The organism is Actinomyces oris (genome assembly GCF_001929375.1).
Taxonomy (GTDB): Bacteria; Actinomycetota; Actinomycetes; order Actinomycetales; family Actinomycetaceae; genus Actinomyces; species Actinomyces oris_B.
In genome coordinates this window covers 140,846-157,234 of the sequence record NZ_MSGO01000005.1, presented here as the reverse complement: position 1 = coordinate 157,234, position 16,389 = coordinate 140,846, and the positions used below count along the sequence as shown (strand labels likewise).

At 67.8% G+C, this 16,389-nt stretch carries 14 protein-coding genes; 4 read left to right on the top strand and 10 right to left on the bottom strand.

The features are described from left to right. Positions 1-6 precede the first annotated feature (6 nt). From BKH32_RS01230 to lipB, 7 genes are all read right to left on the bottom strand, one after another. Entirely contained in the window at positions 7-807 is an 801-nt protein-coding gene (locus BKH32_RS01230; protein WP_075248256.1) for an amino acid ABC transporter ATP-binding protein, read from the bottom strand. Then, positions 804-1,769: an amino acid ABC transporter permease gene (locus BKH32_RS01225; protein ID WP_075248255.1), complete on the bottom strand. Its 966-nt coding sequence runs from the start codon at positions 1,767-1,769 to the stop codon at positions 804-806. Before BKH32_RS01225 ends, BKH32_RS01230 begins: the two co-directional genes overlap by 4 nt. 3 nt (positions 1,770-1,772) lie before the next feature. Further along, positions 1,773-2,693: an ABC transporter substrate-binding protein gene (locus BKH32_RS01220; RefSeq protein WP_075248254.1), complete on the bottom strand. Its 921-nt coding sequence runs from the start codon at positions 2,691-2,693 to the stop codon at positions 1,773-1,775. A gap of 155 nt (positions 2,694-2,848) precedes the next feature. Then, positions 2,849-4,273, bottom strand: coding sequence for a type I glutamate--ammonia ligase (gene glnA / locus BKH32_RS01215; protein WP_075248253.1), 1,425 nt, complete (start codon positions 4,271-4,273; stop codon positions 2,849-2,851). A gap of 191 nt (positions 4,274-4,464) precedes the next feature. Then, positions 4,465-5,220 (bottom strand): DUF4191 domain-containing protein, encoded by a 756-nt coding sequence (locus BKH32_RS01210; RefSeq protein WP_081376646.1) that lies wholly within the window; start codon positions 5,218-5,220, stop codon positions 4,465-4,467. An 83-nt stretch (positions 5,221-5,303) separates the two neighbouring features. Next, entirely contained in the window at positions 5,304-6,335 is a 1,032-nt protein-coding gene (locus BKH32_RS01205) for a lipoyl synthase (protein ID WP_075248251.1), read from the bottom strand. Positions 6,336-6,415: 80 nt separating this feature from the next. Beyond that, positions 6,416-7,117, bottom strand: a complete 702-nt coding sequence (lipB, locus tag BKH32_RS01200) for a lipoyl(octanoyl) transferase LipB (protein ID WP_075248250.1) — start codon at positions 7,115-7,117, stop codon at positions 6,416-6,418. Between the two features lie 102 nt (positions 7,118-7,219). Here lipB and BKH32_RS01195 point away from each other — a divergent pair, with 102 nt between their 5' ends. Then, on the top strand, positions 7,220-8,950 hold the full coding sequence (locus tag BKH32_RS01195) for a serine/threonine-protein kinase (protein ID WP_256690296.1): 1,731 nt from the start codon (positions 7,220-7,222) through the stop codon (positions 8,948-8,950). Positions 8,951-9,013: 63 nt separating this feature from the next. Here the strand turns inward: BKH32_RS01195 and BKH32_RS01190 are convergent, their stop codons facing one another. Then, positions 9,014-11,281 carry an FAD-dependent oxidoreductase gene (locus tag BKH32_RS01190; RefSeq protein WP_075248248.1) on the bottom strand — a complete coding sequence of 756 codons (2,268 nt, stop codon included), beginning with the start codon at positions 11,279-11,281 and terminating at the stop codon, positions 9,014-9,016. 87 nt (positions 11,282-11,368) lie between these two features. Between BKH32_RS01190 and BKH32_RS01185 the strand changes: the two genes are divergently transcribed. From BKH32_RS01185 to BKH32_RS01175, 3 genes are all read left to right on the top strand, one after another. Beyond that, a complete protein-coding gene (locus tag BKH32_RS01185) occupies positions 11,369-11,989 on the top strand; it encodes a TetR/AcrR family transcriptional regulator (protein WP_075248247.1) in 621 nt (206 codons plus the stop codon). A gap of 134 nt (positions 11,990-12,123) precedes the next feature. After that, positions 12,124-12,366 carry a hypothetical protein gene (locus BKH32_RS01180; RefSeq protein ID WP_075248246.1) on the top strand — a complete coding sequence of 81 codons (243 nt, stop codon included), beginning with the start codon at positions 12,124-12,126 and terminating at the stop codon, positions 12,364-12,366. A gap of 2 nt (positions 12,367-12,368) precedes the next feature. After that, positions 12,369-13,343, top strand: a complete 975-nt coding sequence (locus BKH32_RS01175) for a Clp protease N-terminal domain-containing protein (protein WP_075248245.1) — start codon at positions 12,369-12,371, stop codon at positions 13,341-13,343. Between the two features lie 135 nt (positions 13,344-13,478). Here BKH32_RS01175 and sucB read toward each other — a convergent pair whose 3' ends face one another. Further along, positions 13,479-14,798, bottom strand: a complete 1,320-nt coding sequence (sucB, locus tag BKH32_RS01170) for a 2-oxoglutarate dehydrogenase, E2 component, dihydrolipoamide succinyltransferase (RefSeq protein ID WP_075248244.1) — start codon at positions 14,796-14,798, stop codon at positions 13,479-13,481. Positions 14,799-14,828: 30 nt separating this feature from the next. Beyond that, entirely contained in the window at positions 14,829-16,202 is a 1,374-nt protein-coding gene (lpdA, locus tag BKH32_RS01165) for a dihydrolipoyl dehydrogenase (RefSeq protein ID WP_075248243.1), read from the bottom strand. Positions 16,203-16,389: the final 187 nt, after the last annotated feature.

Genomic DNA, 16,389 nt, shown 5'->3' with positions numbered 1-16,389 from the left:
TCCGCCCTACAGGACCGAGGAGAGGAAGGCCCGGGTGCGTTCGGCCTGGGGGTCGTCCAGGACCTTGACGGGGTCACCGGACTCGCAGATGACACCGCCGTCCATGAAGATCAGCTGGTCGCCGACCTCCCGGGCGAAGCCCATCTCGTGGGTGACCACGACCATCGTCATCCCGGAGGCGGCGAGGTCCTTCATCACCTGCAGGACCTCACCGACCAGCTCGGGGTCCAGGGCCGAGGTCGGCTCATCGAAGAGCATGAGCTCAGGGTCCATCGCCAGGGCCCGGGCGATCGCCACCCGCTGCTGCTGACCACCGGAGAGCTGGGAGGGGTAGTGGTCGAGGCGATCACCCAGCCCCACCCGCTCCAGCAGCTCGATGCCGCGTTCGCGGGCCTTGGCCTTCGGAGTCTTCTTGACCAGGACCGGTGCCTCCATGACGTTCTGCAGAGCCGTCATGTGGGGAAAGAGGTTGAAACGCTGGAAGACCATGCCGATCTTGGCGCGCTGAGCGGCACGGGCCTTGTCCGACAGGGCGTGCAGCTCGATGCGCCCCCCGCGCTCGACCTCTCGCATCCCGATGAGCTCGCCGTCGACCTTGATCCGGCCGGCGTCAATGGACTCCAGCTCATTGATGCAGCGCAGCAGCGTCGACTTCCCCGAGCCCGACGGACCGATGAGGACCGTCACCGAGCCGGGCGGGACGATCAGGTCGATGCCCCGCAGCACGTGCAGCTCACCGAAGAACTTGTGCAGGTCGCTGATCTCGACCTTGGGCGTCCCGGCTGCTGCGTGGGCGGTTGTGCTCATGGGGTGACCTCCAGGAAGGGATTGTCCTTGGTGGTGTGGGCATCGAGGATGGCCTGCTGACGGGCGGACAGGCCCCGGCCCGAGGAGCTGGAGGACTTGTCCGGGTCGAAGCCCTTGCCGTAGTAGCGCTCGATGTAGTGCTGTCCCACCATGAGGATCGAGGTGATGACGATGTACCAGATGGCCGCGACCAGGAGCAGCGGAATGATCTGGTAGGTCAGCGATGCGTAGGAGTTGGTGACGAAGGTCAGATCCAGGGTGAAGGGGACCGCCAGCACCAAGGAGGTCGTCTTGAGCATGGAGATCGTCTCGTTGCCGGTGGGCGGGACGATGACCCTCATCGCCTGCGGCAGGACGATCCTGCGCAGGATCTGGCTCTTGCTCATGCCCAGGGCACCGGCGGCCTCGCTCTGGCCCTTGTCCACCGAGTTCAGGCCCGAGCGGACGATCTCGGAGAGGTAGGCGCCCTCGTTGATGCCCAGCCCCAGGACCGCCGCGACGAAGGGGGTGAAGACCGTCGTCGTCTTGAAGGTCAGCAGCTCGGGGCCGAAGGGGATTCCCAGGCTCAGCTTCTGGTAGAGCGCGGACAGTGCTCCCCAGAAGACCAGCTGGGTGTAGATCGGGGTGCCGCGGAAGAACCACAGGTAGGCCAGCGCCACCCAGCGCAGGACCGGGTTGGAGGACTGACGCAGGATCGCCGTGGTGACCGCCAGCACGATACCGATGGCCATCGCCATGAAGGTCAGCAGCAGCGTCCATCCGACGGCCTTGACCACGTGGACCTCACGCAGGAAGAACCAGACCGTGGACCAGTGGAACTTCTCATTGGTGACCAGGCCGTGGATGAGCATGGCCCCCAGGACCGTGACGATCGCGGCACTGATCCACGTCCCCGGGCGGGGGACGGGCTTGGGGTTGTTGAGGACGACCTTGTCGTCCTCAGAGGCGGGGGAGGCGCTCACGGCTCACTCCTTCACTGCGGGATTGAGTTCTGCGGTGGTCAGGGCGGCGTCCTTCACGCCCCAGCTGTCCAGGATCTTCTGCCAGATGCCCTGGTCCATGAGGTACTGGACGGCGGCCTGGATCGCGGCGGTGAACTGCGGATCGGCCTTGGCGGTCACCACCCCCTGGGGGGCGGCGTCCTCTATCTCCCCGAGGGTGACGATCTGGCCATCGGTCAGCTCGACGGCGTATCCGGCCACGGTGGAGTCGGAGTAGGTGGCGTCGATGGTCCCGCCCACCAGGCCGGTGGTGGCCTCGGACTGCTTGGAGTAGGAACGCACGGACAGCACCGGCTTGCCCGCCTTGGCACACTTCTCGGCGGCGTCGCGCATGGTGGTCTCCTGGGCGGTTCCCACCTGGACGCCGATGCTCCGCCCGCACAGCTTGAGGTGGTCGGAGGTCTCAACGCCCTTGGGGTTGCCGGCCTGGACGTTGAACCGCGAGCCCACGTTGATGTAGGCGGTCATGTTGACCTCCGCGGTCCGTTCGGGGGTGACGGTGAAGGAGGAGATGCCGGCGTCGTACTTCGAGCCGATCGAGGCGATGATGGAGTCGAACTCGGCGGTGTGCACCTTGCCCTTGACACCCAGGACGGCGGCGATCGCGTTGGTCAGGTCGACGTCGTAGCCCACCGCCTTGCCCGAGGGATCGAGGAACTCGGCCGGTGCGTAGTCCGTGGAGGCGGCCACGTCGAGGACACCGTCCTCAAGGGCGCCTTGAGGGAGCTTGGCGATGATGTCGGGCTGCGCCTGGATCGACGAGGTGTCGAAGGAGTGGATCTGCGAGCTCCGGTTCGCGTTCCAGTCAGCGGCGTTGGTGCATGCGCTGAGGACCAGGCAGGCTGTGGCCGCCAGCCCGAGGGCGGCGTGTTGGCGGATCCTCATCGTGGGATCTCCTCTTCGGAGTGGATCAAAACAGAGAAACAATATCCGCAATGCAGTATAGATATGCAAGTAGGGAGGGTGGCGTACAGCACGACGGCGGCCCTGAGCCTCGTGCGTGGGAGGCTCAGGGCCGGCGTCTGGGCTGGGTCAGCAGCCTACAGGTCGTAGTAGAGCTGGAACTCGTAGGGGTGGGGGCGCAGCCGCAGAGGCTCGATCTCATTGGCGCGCTTGTACTCGATCCAGGTCTCGATGAGATCCGGGGTGAAGACGTCCCCCTCGGTGAGGAAGTCGTGGTCATCCTCAAGCGCCTCCAGGGCCAGGTCCAGGCTGTCGGGGAGCTTGTCGATGTCGAAGTACTCCTCGGGGGCGAGCTCGTAGAGGTCCTTGTCGATGGGCTCACGGGGCTCGATGCGGTTGCGGATGCCGTCGAGGCCTGCCATGAGGACGGCGGCGAAGCACAGGTAGGGGTTGGAGGAGGGGTCCGGCACCCGGTACTCCACCCGCTTGGCCTTGGGAGAGGAGCCGGTGACCGGGATGCGGATGCAGGCCGAGCGGTTACGGGCCGAGTAGACCAGGTTGACTGGTGCCTCGAAGCCGGGGACCAGGCGGTGGAAGGAGTTCACTGACGGGTTGGTGAAGGCCAGCAGCGCCGGGGCGTGAGCCAGGATTCCGCCGATGTACCAGCGGGCGAGGTCCGAGAGCTGGCCGTAGCCCCGCTCGTCGAAGAACAGCGGCTTGCCGTCCTTCCACAGCGAGTGGTGGGTGTGCATGCCCGAGCCGTTGTCGCCGAAGATCGGCTTGGGCATGAATGTGGCCGTCCTGCCGTTGCGCCAGGCCTCATTCTTGATGATGTACTTGAACTTCATCATGTCGTCGCCCGCGGCGAGCAGAGAGCTGAAGCGGTAGTTGATCTCCTGCTGTCCGGCAGTGCCGACCTCGTGATGGGCCCGTTCGATCTCCAGGCCGGAGGCGAGGCAGGTGCGGACCATGCGGTCCCGGATATCGGCCATCTGATCGTTGGGCGAGACGGGGAAGTATCCGCCTTTGAAAGCCGTCTTGTACCCCTTGTTGCCTCCCTCCTCCTCACGGCCGGTGTTCCAGGCCGCCTCGCAGGAGTCGATGGCGTAGAAGGACTCGGCCGGTGAGGACTCGTAGCGCACCGAGTCGAAGAGGTAGAACTCGGCCTCGGCTCCGATATAGCAGGTGTCGGCGATTCCGGTGGAGCGCAGGTAGTCCTCGGCCTTGGCGGCGATGGAGCGGGGGTCGCGGGAGTAGACCTCGTCCGTGAAGGGGTCGACGATCGAGAAGTTGACGACCAGGGTCCTCTCCTCGCGGAACGGGTCCAGGAAGGCGGTGGTCACATCGGGGACCAGCTTCATGTCCGACTCGTGGATCGCGGTGAAGCCCCGGATTGATGAGCCGTCGAACATGAGGCCGTCAGTGAGTGCCTCTTCCTTGAAGGCAGCCACAGGAATGGTGAAGTGCTGCATGACGCCGGGTAGGTCGCAGAATCGCACATCGACCAGCGCGACATTCTCCTTCTCGATGAACGTCAGTGCCTCGGATGCGTCCTTGAACATATCTCCTCCAGGTGGGAACGGCGCACATACTCCACACGTATGCACTGCGGCTGACAACGGCCACTATATTGACGCTACCGTGACAAAGGAGTGGCGTCAGTGTTGCCTGAGTGTTTCGCCCCTTCATGTCGAGCTCCTTGAGCCCGCTGGGCGCTGAGTGATGGGAGGTGGAGGTGACCTGGGGAGGTGATTCAGCGACCGCGCATGGCACGGCGGTCGGGCCGAACCCGATTGGGGTCAATGTGCTTGGGAATCGGCAGGTTCTTGCCCGCCATCGACGTCAGACGCTTGGAGACCTGCGTGATCTCGCTGTCAGTCAACGACGTGGGCTTGGTCGGGAGCTGACGCAGCGTCTTGGACAGGTCGGTCAGACGCACCTGCCCGGCGTCGGTGCCCACCTGAAGGGTGTGGATGGGGACGGTGGACAGCAGCCGGTGGACCTTGCGCTCCTCATCGGCCAGCATGCGGCGGGTGCGGGTGCTCGGCCCCTCGGAGATGAGAACGACTCCGGGGCGTCCCACCAGCCTCCACACGAGGTCCTGGTCCTTGTTGAAGGCCACAGGCTCGGACTCGACGTACCAGCCCCGACCGATCTGATCGAGGACGACCTTGGCGGCCCCCGGTCGACCTTCGAGCTGGCTGTAGGAGGCTCGGCGCACCAGGAACGTCAGGAGTCCCATGTTGATCACGAGTGCGAGCATGAGGCCCAGAACCAGCCAGTACCACAGGTGCAGGCCGTAGCCGAGGGCAATAGCGGCTCCCACGGCGAGGCCCGCGGCGAGTACCGCCAGCATCGCCCACCCGATCCACGGATAGCTTCGCCGCGAGACCGTGTAGGAGTCCTTGATGTTCTGAAGGTACTGAGCCAGCCGGCGCTTCTTCTTCGGCTGGGGGGACTGGGCACTGCTCACGGGCACACCATAGACGACGGCGGTGCGCCGGCACACATGGTCTCGCCGTCAGCGTGGCAGGCCCGGCAGGCCAGTGCCCTCCGGGAATCGGCCGGCTGCGTGGGACTCGTGCTGGGGCCTCAGCAGGCGGCGGCGAGGTGGGGGTGGGTCCCCAGCAGGGCCGACGCCTCCTGGCGGGCGGTGGCCGGCTCGGCGAGCTGCGAGAGGTGCTCGGGGATGGGGCGACCGCGTTTGACCATGGCCCGTCCCCACAGCATTCCTGCGCGGTAGGAGGAACGCACCATGGGCCCGCTCATGACGGCGGCGAATCCGATCTCCTCGGCCAGGCGGCTCAGGTCGACGAACTCCTGTGGCTTGACCCAGCGGTCGACGGGGTGGTGCAGCTTGGAGGGGCGCAGGTACTGGGTGATGGTGAGGATGTCGCAGCGCGCCTCCACCAGGGCGGCCATGGCCGCCTCGATCTCGTCGCGGGTCTCGCCCATGCCCAGGATGAGGTTGGACTTGGTGACCAGCCCCGCCTCCGCTGCGGCCGTGATGACGTCGAGACTGCCCTGGTAGGAGAAGGCCGGCCGGATCCGTTTGAAGATGCGCGGGACCGTCTCCAGGTTGTGGCCGAGAACCTCGGGGCGCGAGGAGAAGACGTCCTCCAGGGCCTCAGGGTTGCCTCGGAAGTCGGGGATGAGCAGCTCGACCCCGGTGCCCGGCGAGAGCTCGTGCACCTGGCGGGCGGTCTCGGCGTAGAGCCAGGCGCCGCCGTCGGGGCGGTCGTCGCGGGCCACCCCGGTAACGGTGGCGTAGCGCAGATCCATCTCCTTGATCGAGACCGCTACGCGCCTGGGCTCGTCGACGTCGTACTCGGTGGGACGCCCGGTGGCGATGTCGCAGAAGTCGCAGCGCCGGGTGCACATCTCGCCGCCCACCAGGAAGGTGGCCTCGCGGTCGTTCCAGCACTCGTAGATGTTGGGGCAGTTCGCCTCGGCGCACACCGTGTGCAGGCTCTTCTCCCTCACCAGACCGCGGACCTCCTGGTAGGTGTCGGAGACGATGGCGCGGGTGCGCAGCCAGTCGGGCTTGGACTCAATGGGTGTCTGGGCGTTGCGCGCCTCGACCCGCAGGAGCTTGCGTCCCTCAGGGGCCACGGTGGTGCTCACGTCTATCTCTCCTCGCCGACGACGGTTCCATCGGGAGTCTAGTACTTATAGGACCTCCGGCCTAGGAGTGGGGGCTGTTGTCACGTGGCATCCGCCACCAAGGGGGTCAGGTGACTCTCCAGGGCGCAGACCAGAGCCTCCGCGGGAGCGCCGGTCGCCAGGCGCCGGCCGGTCTCCGCTGCCAGTGAGGTCACTCCGGCGTCGTCGATCCCGCAGGGAATGATGCGATCCAAGGAGAAGGCCTCCAGGTCGGGGTCGACGTTCAGGCCGATCCCATGCATGGTCACGCCGCGGGCGACCCTCACCCCCAGGGCGCAGATCTTGCGCTCGGGGCGCGGGGGCCGGCCGGCCGGCCCCGCAGTCTCAGGGTCGGCCGGCAGCCAGACCCCGGAGCGCCCCTCGACGCGGACCGTCTCCAGGCCGTAGAGGCCGCACAGCTCGATGACCGCGGCTTCCAGCGCCCGCACGTAGCGGATGACGTCAATCGGCTGGGTCAGGCGCAGGATCGGGTAGACGGTCAGCTGGCCCGGCCCGTGCCAGGTGGTCTTGCCGCCGCGGTCCACGTCGACCACGGGTACGTGACCCGGCTCGACGACGTCGGCGCTGGGCCGCTCCCAGGAGTGGGTCCGTCTGCCGACGGTGTAGACCGGCTCGTGCTCCACGAGCAGGAGCGTGGATGGCCGCCGTCCCTCCACGACCTCGCTATGGATAACCCTCTGCCGCTGCCAGCCCTCACGGAAGGGGATGAGCCGGGAACCGAGCTCCATGTCCTCACGCAGCACGGGCGCAGTCTACGTGACCACAACCGGCAACGGAGCCCGAGTTATCCACAGGCCGGTCGAAAGGGCTGGTCATCGGCGAGCGCCGTGATGACCATGGAGTGCATGAGCCCGACGACGTGCCCCCGCCCCGCCGACCGCCCTGGAGAGGGTGCCTCCAACCGTGCCCGGCCCCGGCGCCGTCCCGTGCCTCGACATCGGCCCCGGCCTCGCCGCACCGGCTCCCCCCGCGCAGCCTCGCTGCCGCCCTCCGACGCGGAGCCGAGCATTCCCGACTCGGCTCTCAGCACCCTGTCGCAGCAGGGTTACACCATTGGTGAGGTCATGGGGCGCTCCACCGCCCCCGGTGCTCCTCGCCGCGGGCTCGACGCGCAGGGGCGTCATGTGGTCATCCGGGTCGTCGACCTGCCCCGCGGGCGTGCCGGAGCCTTAGTCCTGCGGCGCTTGGCCGATCTGCGCGTCCTGCGCCATCCCGGTCTGGTGACCGTGCGGGAGGTGGTCTCGCTGCCCGAGCACCGGGCGGGCGTCATCATGGACCTCGTCGAAGGGGCTGGGCTCGACGTGGTCCTGGGGGCGCGCGGACGGCTGAACGTCTCCTGGTTGGCCATGCTCCTGGACGTCCTGGGCTCGGCACTGGCCTACCTGCACGAGCACGGAGCGACCCACGGGGACGTATCGGCAGGCAACGTCCTGGTGACCACTGATGGGCATCCGGTCCTCGTCGACCTGCTGGGCTCCGTCATGGAGACGGGGACGCAGGAGTATGCGGCGCCGGAACGCCTCGCCGGTGCTCCGGCGTCCGCAGCCGGTGACGTCTACGCCCTGGCCCGCCTGCTGACCGAGTGCGCGGGACAGGGCGGCGCCGCCTGCCGGCGCCTGGCGGGAATCATGACTGACGCGCTGGCCGAGGAGCCCGCCGACCGTCCCACCGCCCGGGACCTTGCGGCCCGAGCGCCTCAGCTGGGGCAGGCCTCACCCATCGAGCTGCCCGACGGCGCCCGCCTGGCTGCCGGCTCCCTGCGGGCAGCGGCTCGCACCCCGACTCGCACGGTCGGCTCCAGGCTCAGGCCCAGAGTGAGGGCCGGGGCCCGGCCGAGGGCGAAGAGCGAGCTCCGAGAGGAACGCGGCGGCGCCGCCCGCACCGGACCGGTGCCCGCGGCCATACGCTGGGGGAGAAGGGCAGGGGCGGGGCGCAGACGCACCCGCACCTGGGTGCTCGTGGCGGTGGCGCTGGTGGCCATCTGCCTGGCTGCTTGGGGTCCGGCCAAAGCCCTGGTGGCGCACAGGCCCGCGTGGGCGCTCGGTGCAGCCGCGAGCCCGTCAGGCCCAGCGAGGCCGTCGGCGTCCGCCCGCGCCGGCGCCCTTCCTGCGGGCAGCCCGTCTCCCGCCGCCACCGGGAGCCCCGCCGCAACGACGTCGGCGCCGGGTCCTGGCAGGAGCGGGGGTGCCGACATGGCCAGTGTCGTCGTCGGACTGTCCGCGGCTCGAGACCGGGCCCTCATGGCCGGCGATGCCACCGCTCTGGCGGCCACGACGGTACCGGGGTCGCCCGCGGCGCAGGCCGACACTCAGGTTCTCACCGAGCTGCTCGACTCCGGTGAAGGCGTTAGGGAGCTGCACACCTCCGTCAGCCAGGTCACTGAGGTGGCGCTGCCTGACGACGCAGCGACTCAGTGGCCCGGCGCGAGAGCGCTGCAGGTGACGCTGTCTCAAAGCGCCTCAACGCGTTCGGGACCTGCGGGGACTCGGACTGTTCCGGCCCTCCAGCCCCGCCGGGTCGTGCTCATTGTCGTCCCGGAGCCGTGGCGTGTGGCCGATATTCGAGCCGTGGAGTGACCTGGAGGTGCACCACCCGCCAGGCACGGTCAATGGTCGGGGCGGATACGGACCTCGTGGGGCTCAGTAGGGCTCGGTCAGGACCGAGGTGTAGCCCTCGTGCTCGAGCACGTCTCGTGTGTCTGCCACCATCGCCGCCGAACCGCACAGGTAGACGTCCGTGCACTCGGGATCGAGCTGGAGGTCGTGAGCGAGCGCGGTGAGGGCCTGGGTGACTCGTCCGTGGAACGTGTCCGGAGCCTCCTGGCGGCTCAGGCAGCGCACGACGGTCCCCGGCAACGGAGAGCTGATCCTGGTGGTCAGGTCCTCCTCCTGGTGACGGCACCCGAAGAGCAGGGTGTCGTGCTCCAGGCCGGGAGCCTGAGCGAACATGGCCAGCATGGGTGCGATCCCCGTGCCGGTAGCGATGAACAGGCGGCTCCTGCCCGAGTCGGCGAGCCCGAAACCGCCCAGGGGCAGCTCCACCACTGTCTGCGCGCCCGTGTCCGCGTTCTCAATGAACTGGGATCCTCGGCCGCCTGTCCGGGTGGAGATGAGCAGACGAAGACGATCGGCCTCCAGCCCCGCGATCGAGTAGTCACGCCATGCGTCATCGCCCACGTGCAGACGGGCGAACTGCCCTGGCGCCCACGAGCCGATCCCACCGTCCAGCTGCAGCTCCGCCTCCCACACGCTGGGAGTCAGCCGCCGTTTGGAGACCAGGGTGGCGAGGTGCTTGCCCTCGGGCAGTGGGTGCACTGCTCGAGACTCAGGAGCCTCGGGCCTCTCTGGCAGGGCGGAGGCGATGGTGGGATACCCGCGGGGCCCAAGGACCTGGCACGCGGCTGCGACTCCGCCCATCATGGCTCCCATGATGCCGGTGCTCCCGGCATCCTGGCCGGAGAGGAACAGGCCGGGGACGGCTGTGCGCGGCCCCAGAGGGCGGGACCGGAACCTCAGCGGAGTGGCCGGAGGTCCGTAGAAGGCCCCGGCGGGATGAGCGGTGTAGTGCTCGTAGGTCAAAGGAGTGGAGGTCTCCACGTAGTCCACGAGCTCGGTCAGCCCCGGAGCCGCGCTCTCAGCCAGCTCCAGCATGCCTTGGGCGATGCGCTCCTTGAGAGCGAAGTACTCGGGGCCGCGGTTTTCTCGGGGCTGCTCGGCCCACTGCCGGAAGGCTCGCGCGTCACAGAAGGAGATGAGCTCGGCGGTATGCGGGGACTCGCCGGACTTCAGGGAGGGGAAGGAGACGAAGACGTCGTGAGGGCGCCCCTCGAGCAGCGAATCGCTGTACCGTTGTGCGCCCTCGTGATCGAGGTCCCGGTTCACCCAGATGTTTCCACCATCGATGCCGATGCTGCGCGGGTCATCACGCAAGCGCAGGAATACGGTGACCGCGGACGTGCCCGTACCCAGGTGCTCCAGCGAGCGGCGTGCGGGCCAGGTGCGTCGCCCGATCTCGCCGAATGTGGGCAACAGACGGTTGAAGGTGTTGGAGGCGCCGATGGCGGACACGATGACCGGGGCGCGGTAGACGCGTTCGCGTACCCGAGCGCCGCGGTGGTCCATGACTCGGACCCCGACCGCCTTCCCGTTCCCGGTGAGGATCTCGGTGACCTCCTGAGCGACGCGGACAGCGCCCCCGGCCTGCTCGATGCCCTTCTCGAAGGTGCGGGCGATCCGAGCACTGCCACCGCGGGGGAACCAGGCGCCCTCGAGGTAGTGGGAGACGATCAGCGCGTGCACGGCAAAGGCCGATCGGGACGGCGGCAGGCCGTAGTCCCCCCACTGACTGGCCAGGACGGCCTTGAGCCTGGGGGAGCGGAAGTGGGCATCCAGATACGCCTTCGTCGTCTGAGTGGCTCTTCGGCCTCCCAGGCGCTGGGCGGCCCTGAGCAGCGAGGCCGCAGGTCGGGGGACCATCCCCTGGACGAAGCCCAGCGTCACCCACCGTGTCACCCGGCGAACATCCTGGAAGTAACGGTGAATGGCTCTGGCCTCCTGGGGGAATGCGGCAATCAGATCACGCTCGTACCGAAGCGGATCGCTGCTGACGCGTAGGTCCACGCCCGGGTAGACGAATCTGTCGTAGGAGTCGGGCATGCGGTTCCACTCCAGCTCGCCGCCGGAGAGGTAGTCGAAGTAGGCGCGGCCCCGGCTTCCGGGACCGAGCTGACCGATGTAGTGCACCCCCACGTCCCAGGATGCGCCGTCACGTCGGAAGGTGTGAGTCAGTCCGCCCGGTTCCGTATGCCGCTCCAGGACCAGAACTCGCTTGCCGGCTGCGCGTGCCAGCAGGCCGGCAGTCGTCAGTCCTCCAATACCCGAACCGATCACGATGACGTCGTAGGACATCCCTTACCCCTCCAATGACTAGACAGTGTCAAGTCAGCATAGCAGTCAATTGGACACTGTCTAGCAACTCGGTTCTAGACTCCTTCCATGACCTCTGAAACGACAGGCGCCTCAGGGCGCCGCGACGGCCGGGACCTGCGCTCCGAGCTGCTGCGAACCAGCAGGCAGCTCCTCGATGAGGCCGGCCCCAGTGCCCTGAGCATGCGGGAGGTCGCGCGTCGCGCCGGCTGCACGCACCAGGCGCCCTACCACTACTTCGCCAATCGTGAGGCCATCCTGGCGGCCTTGGTGCGTGAGGGCTTCGATGAGCTCGCGGACAGGCTCGCTGTGGCGCACGAGGGGCTTGGGGGTGTGGATCTGCGTGAGGTCCTGATGGCCTCGGGAAACGCCTATGTCGAGTTCGCGCTACGCCACCCCGGGGTCTTTCGAGTGATGTTCCGACCCGACGTCTGCGATCCCGAGCGCTTCCCGGAGGTGGTGGAGGCTGGAGAGCGTGCGCGCCATGAGCTGGCCCGTCTGGCGAAGGCCGTCATGGGCGATGGCGCTCAGCTCGAGGCGGAGGTCCTGATCTGGTCCAGCGTGCACGGCCTGGCCTCCCTGCTGCTCGACGGCCCCTTGGTGGGCGAGTTCAGCTCCACTGAGGATCGCATCGACTTCGCTCGCGGCGTCGTCGGCCTTGCTGGGGTGCCCGAGGTTGGCAGGGGCTGAGGGGGCGGGAATCGGCATGGCGGCAGGTGTGTGACGGAAGCGGAAAGGTGTTCGGTCTCCTGACTGAATGTCGTTGTCGAAGGTGAATAGCAACAAAGGTTGACAAAGTAATTCTGTCAACCTATGTTGCTTGTATGGATGCGCTTACCGCAGCCACTGAGGCTGCTGACACCACTCGCCCCGAGGACGGGCTACGAGCCGTGGCGGCTCTGCGGCGACTGACGGACACTCTTGAGCTTGCGCAGGTCGAGGCGGCTCTGCGCTCGGAGATGGGATGGAGCGAGATCGCCTCCTGTCTTGGAGTCTCTCGTCAGGCGGTCCACAAGAAGTACGCCAAGCGAGTTCAGCCCGGTCTGGCCCCGACCAGGAGGAGATGACGATGCCCACCGTTGCCCACTACCTGACTTGGCTCAGCGCCATGCACGCGGAAGCCGCGCGCCTGCATCAACGGGAGATCGAGCCGGAGCACATGCTCCTTGGCCTCCTTGCCCAAGGCGGGACGGCTGCGGCCGTCTTGGCGGCTCAGGGCGTGACACTCACGCGAGCACGCGCTGCCATCGAGGAAATGGCTGATACGGATCTCGCGCGTGTCGGCATCATCCTTTCTGACGCCCTCAGGCCTGTGCCGATCTCAGCCGAAGAGCTGACCGCGAAGGCAGGAGGGGAGATTCCTCTTTCGGACGCTGCCGCCGAGTTCATCGACAACAAGGGGGCTTCGTTCAACACCAGCGCTCAGGCTCTGCAAGCCCTCATCTCTTCATCCGCCGCCTCGCTCCAGTCCCCGGTTGTCAGGCTTCTTGCCCACTGCGGTGTCGATGTCGACCACCTGCGCACTGAGCTCAGTGAGATAGTGGCCGACAAGGAATCGACCCGGGGACGATACCGAATGACTGACGACTACCGTGGGTATGGCCTGGACCGGGAACTGAGCCAGGAACGCTTCATCTCAGCGCCGGTGGCTCAGCTGGTCGCTCTGCTTAAGGACCCGGACCGGCTCACGTGGTGGGCCCTGCCCCGACAGCAGCTGACCGAGGTTCTTGCCGACGGCGCCGTGCAGAGGGTGGAGGGAAGCCGTCGAACCGCCTTCCTGAGATGGCGGCTGGAGACGTCCGTGGACACGAGGGTTACCTGGTCGTGCACCGTCGTCTCAGGGCGTCGCGACGGTGAGGTGGCCTTCGTGAAGGATCTGCACCTGATCGAGGCGCCAGGTGGCACTCGTGTCCGCCTGGTCCTGGCGCATCGCACATGGGGGCGGCTGGGAGCGCTGCTGTACCCGTTCTTCTGGCGAGGAACTCGTCTGGGGCTGGACAACACGCTCGCCGGTATCGCACGGGCTGCGGCGGAGGACTCGTGAGCCGAGGACCAAGGAACGTACTGGGGTAGTTGCCCCGTGACCGAGCACGGGAGCCGAGAGGCGGGTAAGACGAACGGGGCCCCGCACCGTGATGGTGCGGGGCCCCGTTGACGGCCTAGCGGGCCGAGCGCAGGCTCACAGACCCAGCTCGCCGCCGAAGTCGCCCTCCTCGAGGCGCTTCTTGACCGTCATGAGGTAGCGGGCCGCGTCCGCGCCGTCCACCAGTCGGTGGTCGTAGGACAGGGCCAGGTAGCACACCGAGCGGATGGCGATGACCTCGCCGCCGTCGGCGTCCTTGATGACGCGGGGCTGGCGCTGAATGGCGCCCAGGCCCAGGATCGCGACCTCCGGCTGGTTGATGATCGGGGTGTCGAACAGGGCACCGCCGCTGCCGGTGTTGGTGATCGTGAAGGTCGAGCCGCTGAGCTCGTCGGGGTTGACCTTGTTGTCCCGGGTACGGGCGGCCAGGTCGTTGATGCGCTTGGCCAGCCCGGGGATGTTGAGGTCCCCGGCGTTCTTGACCACCGGCACGAGCAGGCCGCGCGGAGTGTCCACCGCGATGCCGACGTGCTCGACGTCGTGGTAGGTGACGTTCTTGCCCTCGATGGAGGCGTTGATCTTCGGGTGGGCCTTGAGGGCCTCCGTGGCCGCCTGGACGAAGAAGGGCAGGAAGGTCAGCTTGGTACCGTTCTTGGCCAGGAAGTCGTTCTTCGCGCGGGCCCGCAGCGCGGCCACGCGAGTCACGTCCACCTCGACAACGGTGGTCAGCTGGGCGGAGGTCTGCAGGGAGTCGATCATGCGATCGGCGATGACCTGACGCAGTCGGCTCATCTTCTCCGTGCGGCCGCGCAGGGTGGTGTCCACCTCGGGCTTGGCCGAGGCCGACTTGGCCGCGGCGGTCGCCGGCGCCTCAGCAGCCGGAGCTGGGGCGGCCGCAGCAGTGCGGGCCTCCTCGGCGGCCTTGGCGGCGGCCTCCACGTCCTGCTTACGGATACGTCCGCCCACGCCCGTACCGGTGACGGTGGACAGGTCCACACCTTTGTCCTTGGCGAGCTTGCGCACGATCGGCGTGACGTAGGAGCCCGAGGCTCCAGAGCTCACCGGCGCCGGGGCGGCGGGTGCCGGAGCCTCAACGGCCGGGGCCGGGGCGGGAGCCGGGGGCTCGGGGACGGCCTGCGGTGCGGGGGCGGCCGGGGTCGGGGCGGAGCCCGCCTGAGAGGGGTCGCCGATGATGGCCAGGACGGTGCCGACCTCGACGGTCTCGTCCTCGGGGACGAGGATCTCCAGCAGGACGCCGGATGCGGGGGAGGGGACCTCGGTGTCGACCTTGTCGGTGGCGACCTCCAGCAGGGGCTCGTCGGCCTCGACGGTGTCTCCCACGGCCTTGAGCCAGGAGGAGACCGTCCCCTCAGTGACGGACTCACCCAGGGCGGGCATCTTCACGGACTCTGACATTGCTGTCTTCCTTACTCTCGTCTAGCTGAATCAGCCGTGGTTGTGCAGCGGCTTGCCGGCGAGGGCCATGGCGGCCTCGCCGAGGGTCTCGTTCTGGGTGGGGTGGGCGTGGACCAGGGAGGCGACGTCGTCGGCGTCGGCCTCCCAGGACACCATGAGCTGGCCCTCTCCGACCTGCTCGCCCATGCGGGCGCCGATGGCGTGGAAGCCCACGATGGGGCCGTCCTTGAGGGAGACGAGCTTGACGAAGCCCTGGGTCCCCAGGATCTGGCTCTTGGCGTTGCCGGCCACGTTGAACTCGGCGGAGGTGATGTTCTCCTTGCCGTGGATCTCGGCGGCCTTGGCCTCCGACAGTCCCACCGAGGCGATCTCGGGCTCGCAGAAGGTGACCTTGGGGACCAGGACGTCGTCGACCGGGGCCGGGTCCAGGCCCGCGATCCTCTCCGCCACGACGATTCCCTGGGCGAAGCCGCGATGGGCGAGCTGGACGCCGGGAACGATGTCACCCACGGCCCACACGCCGGGGACGTTGGTGCGGCCGTACTCGTCGGCCAGGACGAAGCCGCGGTCCATGGAGACCCCGACCTCCTCGTAGCCGAGGCTGGCGGTCGCCGGTCCGCGACCCACGGCGATGAGGAGGACCTCGGCCTCATGGGTCTTACCGTCCTGGGTGCGCACGGTCACCCCGCCGTCGTGGCGCTCGACCGACTCGAACATCGTGTTGGTGCGGAAGGTGATCTTGCGCTTGCGGAAGGCGCGCTCGAGCTGCTTGGAGATCGCCTCGTCCTCGTTGGGCACCAGGTGGGGCAGCCCCTCGATGATGGTGACCTGGCTGCCCATGGAGGCCCAGGCCGAGGCGAACTCCACCCCGATGACGCCGCCGCCCAGGATCACTGCCGAAGCGGGGACATGGTCCATCTCCAGGGCCTCCTCGGAGGTGATGACGCCTCCGGAGATCTCCTGTCCGATGGTCTTGGAGTAGGAGCCGGAGGCGAGGACCACGTTGCGGCCGGTGATGCGACGGCCGTCAACCTCGACGGCGTCGGCTGCCACCAGGCGTCCCCACCCCCGGATCAGATCGATGCCCCGCGAGGACACCAGACCCTCCAGACCCTTGTGCATCCGCGAGACGATGCTGTTCTTGTACTTCTGAACGCCAGGCATGTCCACGCCCTCGAAGGCGGCCTTGATGCCCACCGTGGCGGCCTCGCGCACGGCATCGGCGGTCTCGGCGGCGTGCAGCAGGGCCTTGGTGGGCACGCATCCGCGGTGGAGGCAGGTGCCCCCCAGCTTGTCCGCCTCGATGAGGGCAACCTTGAGGCCCAGCTGGGCGCCACGCAGGGCGGCGGCGTATCCCCCTGATCCCGCGCCCAGAATGACCATGTCGTAGACGGTCTCTGTCACGAACTCACTCCTTGTTGGTTGGTCATGTCGCCCACGGCGGGCGGCTCGGCACGGGGCCATTGTTCCATCTGAAGAGGACGTGTAGGAGCCACGAGGGTTGCTGTTGAGGGACCAGAGTCCTGAAAACAGGGTGAGACGCATCACTGCGTATGGGAGGCGCTGACAACGAGCCGTGCCGGGGCCGCTC